Below are 15576 nucleotides of genomic sequence, written 5' to 3'. Positions count from 1 at the left end.
GCAAACCCGCTGCCACATTGGAATGCGCTCGAATGTGGGAGCGAGCTTGCTCGCGAAGGCGTCAGGCGTGTCACCCCATGCCTGAGGTCGGCATCATTACAACGGCAGATGCCTGTTCAACAACGCCCGCAACGCCGCCGGTTTCACCGGTTTGGCCAGGTAATCCAGCCCCGCCGCATGTACCAGCGCGACGGTTTCGGGATGGCCGTCGGCACTGATTACCACGCCGGGAACCGGTTCGCCCATTTGCGTGCGCAGCCATGCCATCAGTCCCGTTCCGGTTTCGCCGTGATCCAGGTGGTAATCCACCAGGGCCAGTTGCGGGCGCACGCCCTCTTCAAGCAACGCCGCGCACTCCTCGCGGTTGCGTGCGGTCCAGACCTGGCATCCCCAACGCGTGAGCAGGCTGTTCATGCCGATCAGGATGCTGTCTTCGTTGTCGATGCACAGCACCTGCGCACCGCTGAGCAGGTGGCCATTGAGTTCCGCAGCTTTCGCCGGAGCGGCTGTTTGCGCACGGGCCAGCGGTACGCTGACGCTGAAGACGCTGCCGCGCCCCGGCCAGGAACGCACGCGCAAGGTATGACCGAGAACGCGGCACAGACCATCAGCAATCGCCAACCCAAGGCCAAGGCCTTTTTCGGCGCGGGTCTGGTGGCTGTCGAGGCGTTTGAACTCTTCGAAGATCTCCCGCTGCTTGTCGTGGGGAATGCCCGGACCGCGGTCCCAGACCTCCAGGCACAGTTCATCCTTGTGCCGACGAACGCCCAGCAGAACGGGGCCTTTGGCGTAGCGGAAGGCGTTGGTGAGGAAGTTCTGCAGGATGCGTCGCAACAGTTTGATGTCGCTGTCGACCCGCAGTTTGCTGCCACGGACGCGGAACACCAACCCCTGTTCCTGTGCCAGGGCCTTGAACTCTGCGCCCAGGGTGTCGAACAGTTCGTTGAGGGCAAAAGGCTGTCGATTGGGGTTGATCTTGCCGTTTTCCAGGCGAGAGATGTCGAGCAGGTCGCTGATCAAATCCTCGGCTGAACGCAGGGAACTGTCGAGGTGCGCCACCAGTTTCTGCGCTTCACTGGAGAGCCCGTCGCCCTGATGACAGAGCGCGGCCGAGAACAGGCGCGCAGCGTTTAACGGTTGCATCAGGTCATGGCTGACAGCGGCGAGGAAGCGGGTCTTCGACTGGTTGGCAGCCTCGGCGTTACCCTTGGCTTCGGTCAGGGCGACATTGAGTTGCGACAGTTCATGGGTGCGCGCAGCGACTCGCTGTTCCAATCCTTCGTTGGCTTCGGTCAGCGCCTGCGCGGCTTCGCGGAACGGTGTGATGTCGGTGAAACTCATGACAAAGCCACCGCCCGGCATCGGATTGCCGATCAGCTCGATGACCCGGCCATTGGGGAACAGCCGTTCGGAGGTATGCGCACGGCCTTGACGCATCCAGTGCAGGCGGCGGGCGACGTGTACCTCCGCCTCGCCGGGGCCGCACAGGCCACGTTCGGCGTTGTATCGAATGATGTCGGCGATGGGCCGGCCGACACTGATCAGACCGTCCGGGTAATTGAACAGCTCCAGGTAGCGACGGTTCCAGGCCACCAGTTTCAACGACTGATCGACCACGCTGATGCCTTGGGAGATGTTTTCGATCGCCCCTTGCAGCAAGGCGCGGTTGAACTGCAGCACCTCCGAGGCTTCGTCGGCGATCCGCACGACATCTTCCAGCTGCATCTCGCGACCTTCAATGGCCGCCTTCACCACCGCGCGGGTCGACGAGGCGCCGAGCACACCGGCCAGCAGACGCTCGGTGTGAGCAATCCACTCGCCATCGGCATTCTGGTTCGGGTTGAAGCCTTTGCCCTGACGATAGGCGAAGCGGATGAAGCTCTGGCGGGCGCGTTCTTCACCGACAAAACGCGCAGCCAGCTTCAGCAGGTCGTCGATCTGTACCGCGAGCATGGAGCGCGCGCTGGGGCGGGCGTTGATTTCCTGGCCGATGAAGCGACCGGCTTGCCAGTGCTCGGAAACCCTCGTTCGTGACAGCACCGATACCCAGGCGAACAGGGTGAAGTTGCCTGCCAGAGACAGTACGACCCCTTGGGTCAGTGGGCTGATCGGCAGGCCCAGTGGGTTGCTGTGCAGCCACGCCAACCCCGGGAAAGCCCCCAGGGGCAAGCCGAGACTGTGGGCGGCAATCGGCAGGATCAGCGTGTAGAACCACAGGAAGGTACCGGCGGCGAGACCGGCGAAAACCCCACGACGGTTGGCCTGCTTCCAGTACAACGCACCGAGCATTGCCGGGGCCAGCTGGGTCACGGCCGCAAAGGCGATCTGGCCAATGGTCGCCAGGCTGGCCGTCGAGCCGAGCAGGCGATAGCTGACGTAGGCCAGCAACAGAATCACCACGATGCTGACGCGACGCACCGACAGCATCCATTGGCGGAACACTTCGAACGGCCGCTCGGCATTGTTGCGTCGCAGCAGCCACGGCAACAGCATGTCGTTGGAGACCATGGTCGACAGCGCCACGCTCGCGACAATCACCATGCCGGTGGCCGCCGACGCGCCACCGATAAAAGCGAGCAGCGCGAGGGCAGGGTGCGCCTGGGCCAAGGGCAGGCTGATGACAAAGGAGTCCGGCAGCACCGAGTCAGGCAACATCATTTGGCCGGCGAGGGCGATGGGCACGACAAACAATGCCGCCAGGGCCAGGTACGCCGGGAACACCCATTTGGCCAGTCGCAGGTCCTGGGGCTCGATGTTCTCGACCACGGTCACGTGAAACTGCCGTGGCAAGCAGATAATCGCCATCATCGCCACGCCGGTCTGCACCACCATCGACGGCCAGTTGATGGTTTCCTTCCAGTATTCCTCCAGTCGCGGGGCGAGCATGGCCTGGTTGAACAGATCGTCGAAACCGTCGTAAAGACCGAAGGTCACGAAGGCGCCCACGGCAAGAAAGGCGAACAGCTTGACCAGCGATTCAAAGGCAATCGCCAGGACCATGCCGCGGTGGTGTTCGGTGGCGTCGAGGTTGCGCGTACCGAAGACGATGGTGAACAGCGCCAGCACCAGCGACACGATCAGTGCGGTGTCTTGCGCGCGGGTGCCCATGGCGTCGGCGCCGGCACCGATCAACAGGTTCACGCCAAGGACGATGCCCTTGAGTTGCAGGGCGATGTAAGGCAACACCCCAACCAGGCAAATCAGTGCGACGACGATTGCCAATGACTGGGATTTGCCATAACGCGCGGCGATGAAGTCGGCGATGGAGGTGATGTTCTCCTGCTTGCTGATCATCACCATTTTTTGCAGGACCCACGGCGCGCCGAGCAGCAGCAGGATCGGCCCGAGGTAGATCGGCAGGAATGACCAAAGTTGCTCTGCGGCCTGGCCTACCGCGCCAAAGAAGGTCCAGCTGGTGCAGTACACCGCCAGGGACAGGCTGTACACCCAGGCTCGCATCCGCGGCGGCAAAGGCGCGCTGCGACGGTCGCCATAGAAGGCGATGGCGAACATGATGGCCATGTAGGCCAGGGCGACGGCGGCAATCAGCCCGGTGGACAGCGACATGTGGACTCCAGACAAAAGACTTCCGGGCCTCCCGCCCGGACAGACAGTCTCGCACGATGTCCGGGGTTAGTCAGTGTCGACCAAGGTCGTGGAGCGGCGGGGTGTCGCAGGGGGTTTTTGTGTACGCGAACCTGTGGGAGCGAGCTCGCTCGCGATGGCGGCTTTACTGACTCAAGGCAATCTCGACCAACCGATGCAACTCCTCAATCTCCAGCGGCGCCTCGGAGAACAGGATGCGGAACACCGTCGGCGCGGCGATCAGGTTGGTCAAATGGTACACATCGGGTTTCGGCTCATCCGGATAACGATCAAGGATCGTCTGCAGCTGGCTGCCGATGATGGTCGCGCAGTAGCTCGGTTTCAGCGCTGCCTGCACGTCGCGCAACATGCAGCGACCGGGTTCGGAGGTCATCTCGTCCAGGTACTGTTCTGCCCAGGTGGTGATATCGCCGCGCAGACTGCCGGTATTGATCGGCTCGTTGTCGGGCTGCATGCGAGCGAGGGCGACGTCCGCCAACAGCGCCGACAGATCGCCCCAGCGTCGATAGATGGTCGAGGGTGTAACCCCGGCGCGGGCGGCGATCAGGGGTACGGTGACGCTGGCGCGGTCTTGCTCTTCGAGCAGTTCACGCACCGCCGAGTGAATGGATTCCTGCACCCGGGCGCTACGGCCACCGGGGCGTAATGTCGGAGTTGTCATAGGGTGCTTCCTGTATTGCCTGTGCAATCGCGGTCATGAAAAGCCATGAGTCGGACCTTAACACAAAGAATTTGCTTTAAGCGAACGTCGAGCGCACACTGCGCAAAAGCAAAAAATTAGCTTTTGCGGAGCGTGCCCATGTCCAGTTCTCATTCAAATCGTGCAAGCCTGTGGTTTCTCGCCGTGACCTTGCTCAGTTTTCTCGCGGCATCCACGGCGCCGACGCCGCTGTATCACCTGTATCAGGAACAGATGCAGTTCTCGGCAGCGACATTGACTCTGATTTTCGCTGTTTATGCCCTGAGCCTGCTGGTCGCCTTACTGACGGTCGGTTCGCTGTCTGATTACCTCGGACGCAAACCGGTGATATTCACCGCGGTGCTGCTCAACGCTCTAGCGATGCTGCTGTTCATATACGCCGACAACGTTGCCTGGCTGATCAGCGCCAGGGTCCTGCAAGGTTTTGCCACCGGGATGGCGACCGCGGTGCTGAGTGCGACGCTGCTCGACACTGATCGCCAGCAGGGTCCACTGGTCAATAGCGTCGCACCCTTGCTCGGCATGGCGTTGGGCGGCCTGGGATGCGGCTTGCTGTCCGAATACGCGCCGGCGCCGTTGCACCTGACCTACTGGCTGTTGTTCGGGTTGTTTGCCGTACAAGCCGTGTATGTCTGGTGGCTGCCGGAAAGCGTTTCGCCCCAGGCCGGGGCCTGGGCATCCTTGCGCCCCACCTTGCATGTGCCGGTTCAGGCTCGCAGCACCTTGTGGCGAGTGCTTCCACTGAATACGGCGACCTGGGCGCTCGGCGGTTTCTATGCCTCACTGGCGCCCTCGCTGGTACGCACGGCGACGGGTTCCACTTCGAACCTGATTGGCGGGGCGACCGTCGCCGCGTTGACCCTGACGGGCGCGCTGATGATTTTTACCCTGCGCAACAGTTCTGCGAGCAAGTCATTGCGGCTGGGGGCAAGCTTGCTGCCGGTGGGCGTGCTGCTGATTCTGGCGGGGGTACACAGTGCCAGCCTGGCCCTGTTTTTCCTCGGCACGCTGATTGCCGGCTGTGGTTTCGGCGCCGGTTTCCTCGGCTCCGTGCGCAGCCTTGTCCCCTTGGCCTTGCCCCATGAGCGGGCCGGCCTGATGTCGGCGTATTACGCGTTGAGCTATTTGGCTTTCTGTCTGCCAGCGCTGTTGGCCGGTAACCTGGCGCGCACTTTGGGTCTGGTGACGACGACCGATGGTTATGCACTCGTGCTGATCGCTCTGGCACTGTGGGCGCTGTCGAGTGCCTTGCGGCCACGTCCACTGAGAACTTGTGAGGCCGGATCCTGAGCTTGAGTCAGTCTTGGTATTCTGTCGGTTCATCGTCGAAGGAACGCAACATGAAGGTTATCCGCAGCAAATCATTCACTGGTGAGCGCGCCTGGGCCGCGTTGGACATTGCCAACATGAACGGCATCACCACGCGTCTGCACTGGACCGACCAGCCCTACAAATGGCACGTCAACGATGGCCAGGAAGTGTTCGTGGTCCTCGATGGGCAGGTGCGCATGCACTATCGGGAAGAGGGTGTCGAGCGCGAGGCCTTGCTGGAGGTCGGCGATATTTTTTACGCCTCGGTTGGCACGGAACATGTGGCACACCCGCTGGGGGTGGCGCGGATTCTGGTGATCGAAGCGGAAGGCAGTGTATGAAGCTATATCTGCGTTATCGATAAGATATAGAGAAATTACCCGTTATATAGATATTCGATTCGGATCTAACATGGGCTCCACCTCACCTGAGGACAGGAGTTCGCCATGACATGCGCCAATAGCATCAAGCCCACTTTCAAACCTTTCGCTCACTTGCAGCACCCACGGGAAGTGATCCGCCAGTTCACCCCGAACTGGTTCGCCGCCACCATGGGCACCGGCGTCCTCGCGCTTGCGCTGGCGCAATTGCCCATCGCTGTGCCGGGCTTGCACGCCTTTGCCGAAGCGCTGTGGATGTTCAACATTCTGTTGTTCCTGGTCTTCACCACGGTCTACACGGCCCGCTGGGTCCTGTTCTTCGACGAGGCGCGGCGGATTTTCGGCCACTCCACGGTCTCGATGTTCTTCGGCACCATTCCCATGGGGCTGGCGACCATCATCAATGGTTTCCTGGTTTTTGGCCTGCCACGCTGGGGCGATGGCGTGATTCAGCTCGCCGAAACGTTATGGTGGCTGGACGTGGCCATGTCGCTGGCCTGCGGCGTGCTGATTCCCTACATGATGTTCACGCGCCAAGAGCACAGCATCGACCAAATGACCGCCGTGTGGCTGTTGCCAGTCGTCGCAGCGGAAGTCGCGGCGGCGAGCGGCGGTTTGCTCGCACCACACCTAGCTGAAGCTCACGCGCAACTGGTGATGCTGGTGACCAGTTACGTGCTCTGGGCCTTTTCTCTGGCAGTGGCCTTTAGCATTCTGACCATCCTGCTGCTGCGCATGGCTTTGCACAAACTGCCCCATGAAAACATGGCGGCTTCGAGCTGGCTGGCACTCGGCCCTATCGGCACCGGTGCGTTGGGCATGCTGTTGCTGGGGGGCGATGCGCCGCTGATCTTTGCCGCCAATGGCCTGCCGGGTATCGGTGAGATTGCTGCCGGCCTCGGCGTGATCGCGGGTATTACGCTGTGGGGGTTCGGCCTGTGGTGGATGCTGATGGCGCTGCTGATCACCGCGCGTTACCTGCGTGCCGGCATTCCCTTCAATCTGGGCTGGTGGGGTTTCACCTTCCCCCTGGGCGTCTACTCGCTGGCGACGCTGAAACTGGGCAGCACCCTGCACCTGACGTTCTTCAATGTTTTCGGCTGTGTCCTGGTGGCGTTACTGGCAATGATGTGGCTGATCGTCGGCAAGCGCACCGTGCTGGGCGCCTGGCGTGGTGAGCTGTTTGTTTCGCCGTGCATTGCCGGATTGAAGAAATAACCGGCAAAGATTAGGTAAGGTGTGGCCTGGATCGACGATTGATATTCCTATATCAGTATTCAGGCCACGTTTACCGACATCAGGGACACACGGAAGATGAGTCACCCCTCACAGTTCACCTTGCTGCGCACCCGGCGTTTCCTGCCGTTCTTCGTCACACAGTCACTCGGCGCGTTCAACGACAACGTGTTCAAGCAGTCGTTGATCCTCGCCATCCTGTACAAGCTGGCCATCGAGGGCGATCGCTCGATCTGGGTCAACCTGTGCGCGCTGCTGTTCATCCTGCCGTTTTTTCTGTTCTCGGCCCTGGCCGGGCAGTTTGGTGAGAAGTTCGCCAAGGACGCGCTGATCCGTGTGATCAAGCTCGGTGAGATCGCGATCATGGCAGTCGGCGCCGTCGGTTTCATGTTCGATCACCTGTCGCTGATGCTGGTGGCACTGTTCGCCATGGGCACTCACTCGGCACTGTTCGGGCCGGTGAAGTACTCGATCCTGCCGCAAGCCCTGCGTGAAGACGAGCTGGTAGGCGGCAATGGCCTGGTGGAGATGGGCACCTTCCTGGCGATTCTCGCCGGGACCATCGGCGCCGGAGTCATGATGTCGTCGGCGCATTACGCGCCCATCGTTTCCACGGCGATCGTCGGCATCGCGGTGCTCGGTTACCTGGCCAGTCGCGGCATTCCCCGCGCGGCAGCGGCAACGCCCGAGGTGCGCCTGAACTGGAACATCTTCAGCCAGTCATGGGCCACGCTGAAACTGGGGCTGGGACAGACGCCGGCCGTGTCGCGCTCGATTGTCGGCAACTCGTGGTTCTGGTTTGTCGGGGCCATCTACCTGACGCAGATTCCGGCCTACGCCAAGGAATGGATGCACGGCGACGAAACCGTGGTAACCCTGATCCTGACGGTGTTCTCGGTCGGCATTGCCGCCGGTTCGATGCTCTGTGAAAAACTCTCCGGGCGCAAAGTCGAAATCGGCCTGGTGCCCTTCGGTTCGTTTGGCCTGACGGTATTCGGATTGCTGCTGTGGTGGCATTCCGGCGGGATTCCCGACAGCGTGCAGGGTCATGGCTGGATCGAGATCCTCGGTTTTGCTCATTCCTGGCTGGTACTGCTGGACATCCTCGGCCTGGGGATCTTTGGCGGTTTCTACATCGTGCCGCTGTATGCCTTGATCCAGTCGCGCACTGCCGAGAACGAGCGGGCGCGGGTGATCGCCGCCAACAATATTCTCAATGCGTTGTTCATGGTGGTCTCGGCGATTGTCTCGATCATCCTGCTCAGCCTCGCCAAACTGTCGATCCCGCAGTTGTTCCTGGTGGTGTCGCTGCTGAACATCGGCGTCAACATCTACATCTTCAAGGTCGTCCCGGAATTCACCATGCGCTTCATGATCTGGCTGCTCAGCCATTCCATGTACCGGGTGGAGCATCGCAACCTCGAGCAGATTCCCGACGAGGGCGCGGCGCTGCTGGTGTGCAATCACGTGTCCTTTGTCGATGCCTTGCTGATCGGAGGTGCGGTGCGTCGGCCGATTCGCTTTGTCATGTACTACAAGATCTACAACCTGCCGGTGCTGAACTTCATCTTCCGCACGGCGGGGACCATTCCGATTGCCGGGCGGCACGAAGATATCCAGATCTACGAAAGCGCTTTCAGGCGGATTGCACAGTATCTGAAGGACGGTGAGCTGGTGTGCATCTTCCCTGAAGGCAAATTGACCGCCGATGGCGAAATCAACGAATTCAAAGGCGGGCTGACGCGGGTGCTCGAAGAAACGCCGGTGCCGGTGATTCCGTTGGCGTTGCAGGGGTTGTGGGGGAGTTTCTTCAGTCGCGATCCGAACAAGGGATTGTTTCGGCGGCTGTGGTCGCGGGTGACCTTGGTGGCGGGACAGGCGGTGCCCGTAGACGTGGCGGAACCGGCGAGGTTGCAGGCGTTGGTGGGGGATTTGCGCGGGACGGTCAGGTAGCCGGCGGTTGTGCCGGCTCCTTCGCGGGCAAGCTCGCTCCCAGAGGAATCTCCAGTGAACAAAAAGTTTTTGTGCGACCGGGATTCAATGTGGGAGCGAGCTTGTTCGCGATGGCGTCAGTGGCTCAGGCGCTGACCTTGAGCCCAACCAGCCCGGTGATGATCAACGCGACGCTGGCCAGTCGAATCAACGCCATCGACTCGCCAAACAGGATGATCCCGGCGATCACCGTGCCGACAGCACCGACACCTGTCCAGATCGCGTAAGCGGTGCCCAGTGGCAGTTCCTTCATGGCCAGACCGAGCAAGCCAAGGCTGATGGCCATGGCTGCAACGGTCAAGACGGTCGGAAGAGGGCGGGTAAAGCCGTCGGTGTATTTGAGGCCAACGGCCCAGCCCACTTCAAACAGGCCGGCGAAAAACAGAATGATCCAGGACATGAAGACCTCCATCGATTGACGGGGTCGTCCCCTGATTAATGACTCGATCGAGCCGCGAGGTCGTCCTCGCGTTGCGCAATATAGTGCCCAGCATTGGTGCCCGGATCAAGTTTTCGCCTCAATCCGGTGCGTGTTGGGCTGCCATCTCGCGATCCTGTTTCTCGCTCATGCGGCGGAACCAGGTCGACAGCAGCGCCCCGGAAATGTTGTGCCACACACTGAACAAGGCACTTGGCACCGCCGCCAGCGGCGAGAAGTGGGCACTGGCCAGCGCGGCGCCCAAGCCGGAGTTCTGCATACCGACTTCCAGGGACAGTGATTTGCGCTGCGCCAGCGGCAACTTGAACAGGCGCCCGGTGAAGTAGCCCAGCAAGAAGCCGAAGCTGTTGTGCAGCATGACCACGGCCATGATCAACAGACCGGACTCGGCAATCTTCGCCTGGCTGGCCGCGACGACGGCGGCAACGATGATCACGATGCTGACTACCGACACCAGTGGCAGGACTTCCACCGCGTGGCGAACCTTGTTGCCGAGCAGGCGCTGCGCGACCACGCCCAGCACGATGGGCAGCAGCACCACTTGCAGGATCGACCAGAACAACTCCATGAACGACACCGGCAACCAGGCGGAAGCCAGCAGCCAGATCAGCGCCGGTGTCAGCAGCGGAGCGAGGAGGGTGGTGACAGCGGCAATCGCCACCGACAACGCCAGATCGCCCCGTGCCAGCCAGGTCATCACATTCGATGAGGTGCCGCTTGGGCAGCAACCCACCAGAATCACGCCGACCGCGATCTCCGGTGGTAGATGAAAGGCCTGGCAGAGCAACCACGCCACGCCGGGCATGATCACGAAATGTGCGACCACGCCCAATGCCACTCGCCACGGATGGCGCGCGACTTCGGCGAAGTCTTCGAGTTTGAGGGTCAGGCCCATGCCGAACATCACCAGGCCCAGCAGCGGCACGATGGCGCCCTTGAGGCCGATGAACCACGCCGGTTGCAGAAACGCCAGGACGGCGAAAATCAGCACCCAGTAAGCGAAGGTATTGCCGACAAAACGACTCAATGCAGCCAGGGCGCGCATGGTCTGATCCTTATTATTGAAATGATTTCAGAAGCATCTACAAAACGGTGGGAGCAAGCTCGCTCCCACCGAGAACGCTACCTGTTTTTAGATCCCCTGCGGCGTCTCTTCGCCACCCAGCGCTTCAACCAGCGCCGGCAGGAAGTCGCCGAAGGTCAGCATCATCAGGGTGAAGCTGGCGTCCAGTTGGCCCAGGGCTTCATCGCCACCGTCCTGTTCCGCCTGATCCTGCAGCAGGTCTTCGAACTTCAGGCGCTTGACCACCATTTTGTCGTCGAGGACGAACGACAGTTTGTCCTGCCAGGCCAGGGACAACTGGGTGACCACCTTGCCGGTGCTCAGGTGCAACTGGATTTCTTCGCTGGTCAGGTCCTGACGCTTGCAGCGCACGATGCCGCCGTCTTCGTGGGTGTCGCGCAGTTCGCACTCGTCCAGCACGAAGAAGTCGTCCGCGGCTTTCTGTGTGGTGACCCATTCGGTCATGGTCGCGGTCGGCGACATTTTCACTGTCAGCGGGCGCACTGGCAGGGTGCCAATCACTTCGCGCAGGGTCGACAGCAAATCTTCGGCGCGTTTCGGGCTGGCCGAGTTGACCAGGATCAGGCCCTGTTTCGGCGCGATGGCGGCGAAGGTCGACGAGCGGCGGATAAAGGCGCGAGGCAGGAAGGCCTGGATGATTTCATCCTTGATCTGATCGCGTTCCTTCTTATAGACCTTGCGCATCTGCTCGGCTTCGATCTCTTCGACCTTTTCCTTGACCGCGTCGCGCACGACGCTGCCTGGCAAAATACGTTCTTCCTTGCGCGCGGACACCAGCAGGAAGTCACCGCTGACGTGCACCAGCGGTGCGTCTTCGCCTTTGCCGAACGGCGCGACGAAACCGTAGGTGGTCAACTCCTGGCTTGCACATGGACGCGCCAGTTTGGTGGCCAGTGCAGTTTCCAGCGCCTCGGCGTCGACAGGCAGGTCTTGGGTCAGGCGATAGATAAGCAGGTTCTTGAACCACATGGGGTGAGTCTCTCCTTTATACAAAGGGGGGCATTATTGTCTTCGCCGTGCCATAGGCCAACCTTTCTCTAAGCCTTTGGAAGGCCTCGGAAAATTATTTAAAAAAGTGCTTGCCAGAGGTTGGGTCGCTCCGTAGAATGCGCGCCACACCGAAGCGAAGGGTGATTAGCTCAGCTGGGAGAGCGTCTGCCTTACAAGCAGAATGTCGGCGGTTCGATCCCGTCATCACCCACCATTCGTTTCAAGTGTTTAGCGCAGCGGTAGTTCAGTCGGTTAGAATACCGGCCTGTCACGCCGGGGGTCGCGGGTTCGAGTCCCGTCCGCTGCGCCATATTCGGTTACCTGGACCACTGAACGCCAGGTCACCACGGAAGAACCCGCCAAGGCGGGTTTTTTTCTGCCTCGAGTTGTAAATGCGGAATGTGTCGTTTCACCGGTTTTCGGATTTATTTGAAAAAAACTTCAATTAAATCAACACTTTACGAAAACTTGTGGCATAATGCGTCCCGTAACGAAGCGAAGGGTGATTAGCTCAGCTGGGAGAGCGTCTGCCTTACAAGCAGAATGTCGGCGGTTCGATCCCGTCATCACCCACCATTCGTTTCAAGCGTTTCGCGCAGCGGTAGTTCAGTCGGTTAGAATACCGGCCTGTCACGCCGGGGGTCGCGGGTTCGAGTCCCGTCCGCTGCGCCATATTCGGAAACCTGGACCACTGAACGCCAGGTCACCACAGAAAGCCCGCCCAGTGCGGGCTTTTTGCTGTCTGGGGTTTGGCCAGAAACAAAAAAAAGCGACCTTCGTGGTCGCTTTTTTTCGTTCTGAACGCCTACTGCTCGGCGTTACGGGCGTGGCGGTAATCGCTGACGGCTTCGTAAACAGCCTTGCGCAAGCGGTTGATCCCGCCAATCGGCCGATGCGCCTCGATACCAAACCATGGGTTGAACGACAGGTTGTCGCATTGCAGGTTCAGTGCCGGCGTGTCGAAGTCCTGGGCCGGCAGTTTGATGCGCGCCACGGTCTGGAACGGCGAATCGCTTTCCTTCCATTCAATACTGGTGTCTTCGATCGGCATGTACTTGTTGGCGTCCTGGCGCTGGATCTGCAGGACAAAACAGGCCGGCACCCGGTCGGTCGACAGTTGCTGGTTCAGCGCGCTGCGCAAGAAGTTCGGCAGTTTGTGGTTTTGCTCGGGCAAAGTGTAGGCCGGGCAGTTGTCCGGGTCGGGCATGACGCGAAACTTGGCATTGGCCTCACCGAACTTGTACGGCGACACCGAGAAGTAGGTGCTCTGGGTCGGGCTCGGCGGCGCGGGGGACAGCGTCGCCAGGGCAATGAACAGATGCCGTACCTGCCAGCTGCGCGGGTCCCAGCTCGGGAAGAACGCCATCATCTTCTTGCCGTCAGCCTGCGCGGCGACGTTCTGTCGGTACTCGGCGACATTGCTGACAAAGAAGTTGGGGTGGCTGAACATTACGAAATCCTGCTCAGTGCGCCCTGGTTGATCGCTCAACAGCTGCTTGTCGGTCACATCGAGCAATTTGATGGCCATGCCCCGGGCATCGCGAATGCTGTCGAACTGCGGGTAGGCGTTGCCGTTGGACAGGCGAATCATCGCTTGCCAGGTTTTGCCCGGCTCTCTGAATACGCCCTGACGCAGATCGTTCGCCAGTTCCGGCAGCACCTGCACCTCGGCTTTCACGCAACCGTGGGCTTTGGCATGGGCGTCACGCAGATAGCGGGTGCTTTCGCGGTGCTGATCGACAATGCGTACGGCGGTCTGGATAACGTCCTGGGTCATCGCGGCTTCACCGCTTGGTATGACTTCCAGCGCCGAGACCGGCCCTCGGTGCTGCCAGGCAAACCAGGCCGTCGACAAGGCCCAGCCGAGCAAGCCGATTGCCAGTAGCCACAGCAGCAATTTGCCGAGAAAAGCGCCCAGGCGCAGCCAAAGTGATCTCAGCATTTCAACGTCCTTTTCATTGAGTCCAGGTTCATGGCAATTGCGCTTCGAGCGGACCGCCGAGCACCTTCAGGTATTCCAGCAGCGCCCAGCGTTCCTCCGGCAACAGCCAGCGACCGATCACCCCGTTGCCGAGCTTGCCGGCGCGGAATTCGTGGCCGCTGTTGTGATTGCCGCTGATGCGCGTGTCGAACACAAAGCCATTGTCGAAGGCTTCCGTGCGATAGCCCAAGTGCTGCGGGTCGTACTCGAAAGTGCCTTTGTAGAAGGTGGTCGCGCGCTCGTCCTGGGGCGAGAGCAATTGATAGAGGCTCGGCACCGAACCGTTGTGCAGAAACGGTGCGGTCGCCCAGATGCCGTCCAAAGGCCGGGCCTTGTACTTGCGCAGCTCACGCACGCCGATCGGCAGGCCGAAACCATCCATCTCCGCACGTTCGGTGCCGCTGATTTTGGCCTCGCGATAGGCACGGTTCTCGACAAAAGCCGTGACGTACGCCAGCCCCTTGGCCACCGACATTTTGCTCAGGTCCATCGGTGCCGTGGGTTTTGGTTCGACGTCGAGTTGCTGCAGTTCCTGCTGATCCCATTGCAGGGCCGTCAGGTCAAAGCGGTGGTCAGCGATATTGTTGGCCGCGTTCGGGTCGGTGCCGATGTAATCCACCGGTACCATCGTCAGGTGCTGGACTTTACGCCCCTCGCCTTGCGTCGTGCGCGGGACATGGCAACCCGCGCAGTTCTCGGCGAACAGCACGCGCCCCTTGGTCGCCAGGGGTTTATCGATTGCGCCCAACAGGTCTTCCGGCCAGGCGGGAGGCGCCAGATGCTGCAGGGTTTTTTCGATCTTGTGCAGGTCATGAATACGCACACTGGACGGATAGCGCTCGTCCCCCGTCAGTGGTTGGCCGTCCTTGTCGAAGAAGTTCAGCGTGGCACCGACGCCCAATGCTTCACCGATGTTGCGCGCCATGGGCTGCCTGGCGGAGCCGTTCCATTGCACCCAGTCGAAGGTCCACATGTCCCACAGTTGTGGATAGTCGACGGGGGCGTTGGCAACGCGGTAATTGTCCGGGGAGATCGCATCGCCGAACGTGGCATTGGCAATCCGCCCGAATGCATCGGTGCGGCCTGGGCCTTCTTCGGTCGGGTAGAGCCCGCGATGGGTGTCGTTCCAGGCGACTCGAGCGAAGGTGTCGAGGGAGGTCTTGAAGGCTTCGCGCAGTTGCTGGTGCTTGGCGTCATAGTCCTCGCCCAGCACGTTGCGGGCGAAACGTTCGAATTTCCATGGGTTGTAGTAGGTCGATACCAGACTGGCGACCAATGCCTGTCCGAAACTTCCACCTTTAAGTGTCGGAACGCTGGAAGGCAAGACGTGTTGAGCCGAGCCGCCATCAATGCGCACGGCTTGCCCCTTGAAGTGCAATTCACCGGTGTGACAGGCGGCGCAGGTGATATCCAGAAACACATCCGGACTGCCTGCATTCTGGTGGCGGGTGAAGCCGACCGGGAGGTTGCCGGGATTGTTCGCGGTCGCTTTTTGCGCAGGGTCTACCAGAAAACCGAAGCGAGCGAGGTATTCGGGCGTGGCGAATCGCTGTTGCGAGAACGGCAGTTCGAGGGCGGTGAACCAGTCATAACGCAGGCCTTTGACCTGAGTGCCCTGGGGGGTGAAGTAATAGACATCGCGATCGGCGGCGCTCCATTGCTCCAGGTAATGCACCTGTTGCGGTGGCGTCCATACCGGCAGTTTCGGGTTGGCGACATAGTAGAGCACCACCGCCAGAACCAGTCCGAGCAGCACTGCGATAAGAACCAGCAGGCGGAGAAAGAGGCGCAAGATGACCATCCTTGTCGAGTTGTCAGGCTGTTATGCCTGAGCGGGCAGGGTGCGGCAAGAGGCCA

Annotated in this window: 11 protein-coding genes and 4 tRNA genes; 8 read left to right on the top strand and 7 right to left on the bottom strand. The window is 60.7% G+C overall.

Annotated elements, in window-relative coordinates; all coding sequences use genetic code 11:
* Nucleotides 1–96: 96 nt before the first annotated feature.
* On the bottom strand, nucleotides 97–3567 hold the full coding sequence (locus EIY72_RS29460; protein WP_093224621.1) for a hybrid sensor histidine kinase/response regulator: 3471 nt from the start codon (nucleotides 3565–3567) through the stop codon (nucleotides 97–99).
* Nucleotides 3568–3730: 163 nt separating this feature from the next.
* Nucleotides 3731–4267, bottom strand: a complete 537-nt coding sequence (locus EIY72_RS29455) for a TetR/AcrR family transcriptional regulator (RefSeq protein ID WP_093224619.1) — start codon at nucleotides 4265–4267, stop codon at nucleotides 3731–3733.
* A 138-nt stretch (nucleotides 4268–4405) separates the two neighbouring features.
* Here EIY72_RS29455 and EIY72_RS29450 point away from each other — a divergent pair, with 138 nt between their 5' ends.
* The 4 genes from EIY72_RS29450 (at nucleotide 4406) to EIY72_RS29435 (ending at nucleotide 9186) form a co-directional block, all read left to right on the top strand.
* Nucleotides 4406–5596, top strand: a complete 1191-nt coding sequence (locus EIY72_RS29450; RefSeq protein ID WP_093224614.1) for an MFS transporter — start codon at nucleotides 4406–4408, stop codon at nucleotides 5594–5596.
* Nucleotides 5597–5646: 50 nt separating this feature from the next.
* Entirely contained in the window at nucleotides 5647–5958 is a 312-nt protein-coding gene (locus EIY72_RS29445; RefSeq protein WP_093224611.1) for a cupin domain-containing protein, read from the top strand.
* Nucleotides 5959–6063: 105 nt separating this feature from the next.
* On the top strand, nucleotides 6064–7215 hold the full coding sequence (locus tag EIY72_RS29440; protein ID WP_093224608.1) for a TDT family transporter: 1152 nt from the start codon (nucleotides 6064–6066) through the stop codon (nucleotides 7213–7215).
* 96 nt (nucleotides 7216–7311) lie between these two features.
* Nucleotides 7312–9186 carry an MFS transporter gene (locus EIY72_RS29435; RefSeq protein ID WP_093224605.1) on the top strand — a complete coding sequence of 625 codons (1875 nt, stop codon included), beginning with the start codon at nucleotides 7312–7314 and terminating at the stop codon, nucleotides 9184–9186.
* Nucleotides 9187–9310: 124 nt separating this feature from the next.
* Here the strand turns inward: EIY72_RS29435 and sugE are convergent, their stop codons facing one another.
* The 3 genes from sugE to rdgC all read right to left on the bottom strand — a co-directional run bounded on the left by sugE (nucleotide 9311) and on the right by rdgC (nucleotide 11717).
* Nucleotides 9311–9625, bottom strand: coding sequence for a quaternary ammonium compound efflux SMR transporter SugE (sugE, locus tag EIY72_RS29430; protein ID WP_093224602.1), 315 nt, complete (start codon nucleotides 9623–9625; stop codon nucleotides 9311–9313).
* Nucleotides 9626–9743: 118 nt separating this feature from the next.
* Nucleotides 9744–10709, bottom strand: a complete 966-nt coding sequence (locus EIY72_RS29425) for a bile acid:sodium symporter family protein (protein ID WP_093224599.1) — start codon at nucleotides 10707–10709, stop codon at nucleotides 9744–9746.
* An 87-nt stretch (nucleotides 10710–10796) separates the two neighbouring features.
* Nucleotides 10797–11717, bottom strand: coding sequence for a recombination-associated protein RdgC (gene rdgC, locus EIY72_RS29420; protein ID WP_007969735.1), 921 nt, complete (start codon nucleotides 11715–11717; stop codon nucleotides 10797–10799).
* 159 nt (nucleotides 11718–11876) lie between these two features.
* On the opposite strand from rdgC, the gene EIY72_RS29415 reads away from it, so the two are divergent.
* The 4 genes from EIY72_RS29415 to EIY72_RS29400 all read left to right on the top strand — a co-directional run bounded on the left by EIY72_RS29415 (nucleotide 11877) and on the right by EIY72_RS29400 (nucleotide 12410).
* Nucleotides 11877–11952, top strand: a tRNA-Val gene (locus tag EIY72_RS29415).
* Nucleotides 11953–11971: 19 nt separating this feature from the next.
* Nucleotides 11972–12048: transfer RNA gene (locus EIY72_RS29410), tRNA-Asp, on the top strand.
* A 190-nt stretch (nucleotides 12049–12238) separates the two neighbouring features.
* A tRNA-Val gene (locus EIY72_RS29405) sits at nucleotides 12239–12314 on the top strand.
* 19 nt (nucleotides 12315–12333) lie between these two features.
* A tRNA-Asp gene (locus tag EIY72_RS29400) sits at nucleotides 12334–12410 on the top strand.
* 133 nt (nucleotides 12411–12543) lie between these two features.
* Here the strand turns inward: EIY72_RS29400 and EIY72_RS29395 are convergent.
* Together EIY72_RS29395 and EIY72_RS29390 are read right to left on the bottom strand one after the other, a co-directional pair.
* The gene (locus EIY72_RS29395) at nucleotides 12544–13680 is read right to left on the bottom strand and encodes a catalase family protein (RefSeq protein ID WP_093224596.1); all 1137 of its coding nucleotides are present in this window, start codon (nucleotides 13678–13680) and stop codon (nucleotides 12544–12546) included.
* 28 nt (nucleotides 13681–13708) lie between these two features.
* Entirely contained in the window at nucleotides 13709–15511 is a 1803-nt protein-coding gene (locus tag EIY72_RS29390; protein WP_093230670.1) for a di-heme-cytochrome C peroxidase, read from the bottom strand.
* Nucleotides 15512–15576 lie beyond the last annotated feature (65 nt).

Source organism: Pseudomonas vancouverensis, assembly GCF_004348895.1.
GTDB lineage: Bacteria > Pseudomonadota > Gammaproteobacteria > Pseudomonadales > Pseudomonadaceae > Aquipseudomonas > Aquipseudomonas vancouverensis.
Note: the sequence above shows the minus strand (reverse complement) of the source record. Positions and strands in the feature narration are given on the sequence as shown.

What these genes read in the sequence shown, in the direction of transcription:
- EIY72_RS29460 (WP_093224621.1), bottom strand. Translation starts at nt 3,567, where the DNA reads ATGTCGCTGTCCACCGGGCTGATTGCCGCCGTCGCCCTGGCCTACATG.
- EIY72_RS29455 (WP_093224619.1), bottom strand. Translation starts at nt 4,267, where the DNA reads ATGACAACTCCGACATTACGCCCCGGTGGCCGTAGCGCCCGGGTGCAG.
- EIY72_RS29450 (WP_093224614.1), top strand. Translation starts at nt 4,406, where the DNA reads ATGTCCAGTTCTCATTCAAATCGTGCAAGCCTGTGGTTTCTCGCCGTG.
- EIY72_RS29445 (WP_093224611.1), top strand. Translation starts at nt 5,647, where the DNA reads ATGAAGGTTATCCGCAGCAAATCATTCACTGGTGAGCGCGCCTGGGCC.
- EIY72_RS29440 (WP_093224608.1), top strand. Translation starts at nt 6,064, where the DNA reads ATGACATGCGCCAATAGCATCAAGCCCACTTTCAAACCTTTCGCTCAC.
- EIY72_RS29435 (WP_093224605.1), top strand. Translation starts at nt 7,312, where the DNA reads ATGAGTCACCCCTCACAGTTCACCTTGCTGCGCACCCGGCGTTTCCTG.
- sugE (WP_093224602.1), bottom strand. Translation starts at nt 9,625, where the DNA reads ATGTCCTGGATCATTCTGTTTTTCGCCGGCCTGTTTGAAGTGGGCTGG.
- EIY72_RS29425 (WP_093224599.1), bottom strand. Translation starts at nt 10,709, where the DNA reads ATGCGCGCCCTGGCTGCATTGAGTCGTTTTGTCGGCAATACCTTCGCT.
- rdgC (WP_007969735.1), bottom strand. Translation starts at nt 11,717, where the DNA reads ATGTGGTTCAAGAACCTGCTTATCTATCGCCTGACCCAAGACCTGCCT.
- EIY72_RS29395 (WP_093224596.1), bottom strand. Translation starts at nt 13,680, where the DNA reads ATGCTGAGATCACTTTGGCTGCGCCTGGGCGCTTTTCTCGGCAAATTG.